This is a genomic window from Nitrospirae bacterium YQR-1, from assembly GCA_039908095.1.
Lineage (GTDB): Bacteria > Nitrospirota > Thermodesulfovibrionia > Thermodesulfovibrionales > Magnetobacteriaceae > Magnetomonas.
Genome location: JAMOBJ010000084.1, coordinates 1 through 1017 on the forward strand (window position 1 = coordinate 1; position 1017 = coordinate 1017).

Here is a 1017-nt window from a genome sequence, read left to right on the forward strand (position 1 = left end):
TCCTTATTTTCATACAACGCTTCCATATTGTTACTTTTTCAACTTCCCTGAGACCTTATCCACAATCATAATAGACGAAACCCAGCCGGTTATAATAACCACCGCCTATAACGATGAACAGCACACAAGCGATAAGGTTTGCAGAAATGTAATAAAGCCGATAAACCTTGAGAATTTGCTTGAGGGTGTTATGTTTTGTGTGGGAGGCTGTTAGATGGAAAAAGAGATACCATGATAAAACTGAAATACATATCTCATGGTAGAACGAACTGGAGTTATTTATACCTTGTTTTTTATTTTGTGAGGTGCCAATTATGAAAATACTGGTAGTTGATGATGATATCCCTAGCCAAAGAATTTTGGGAAAATACTTGAAAAAACATGGGTATGATACGATATTTGCAACAAATGGAGTGGATGCGATAGAAATACTTGCAAAAGACAGCATAACAATGATAATTACAGGATTAAATATGCCGATTATGGGTGGTATAGAATTTATTGAACATGTGAAATCTAATCCTTTATTAAACACAATTCCAATATTAGTGATAACAACAGATGACAGATTATAGAAAAAAACGAAAAGCGATAGAAGTTGGAGCCAAAGGATATCTCATTAAACCTATAGATGATGAAGTGTTAATGAAGAGTATTAATGCCTTATTACTAGTACCGGAGTAAAGTAAGCGTCAAAACCCCACCCGTGATTTTATGCCAAGCACTCCGGTTTTATATATTGTGGCAACAGGCGTTTGTAATCTCATCAATTTTAGCATAAGGCAGCCGTTCAAGAATATATCGCATATACTTGTAGGGTTTAAGTTTGTTCGTCCTGGCTGTTTCAATCAACGCTTCAATTGAAAAAATTAATCTCATCAATTTTGGTATATAGGCAAGTGGCATTTTTTGCCACTTGAAAATACAGTAATTCTAAAATAAACAAAACCATCATGATAAAAAGAAGACAAAAGAATGACATCCCTGGGCAATGAATGCAACTTGGTATCAATGTGT

Annotated in this window: 2 protein-coding genes and 1 pseudogene; 2 read left to right on the forward strand and 1 reads right to left on the reverse strand. The window is 34.7% G+C overall.

The window, feature by feature from the left end:
* Together H7844_15990 and H7844_15995 are read left to right on the forward strand one after the other, a co-directional pair.
* Nucleotides 1-214 (forward strand): hypothetical protein (locus H7844_15990; protein ID MEO5358778.1); only part of this gene is annotated, 214 nt, incomplete at its 5' end.
* A 100-nt stretch (nucleotides 215-314) separates the two neighbouring features.
* Nucleotides 315-575 (forward strand): response regulator, encoded by a 261-nt coding sequence (locus H7844_15995; protein MEO5358779.1) that lies wholly within the window; start codon nucleotides 315-317, stop codon nucleotides 573-575.
* A gap of 137 nt (nucleotides 576-712) precedes the next feature.
* Here H7844_15995 and H7844_16000 read toward each other — a convergent pair.
* Nucleotides 713-870: pseudogene (locus H7844_16000) on the reverse strand (transposase domain-containing protein).
* Nucleotides 871-1017 lie beyond the last annotated feature (147 nt).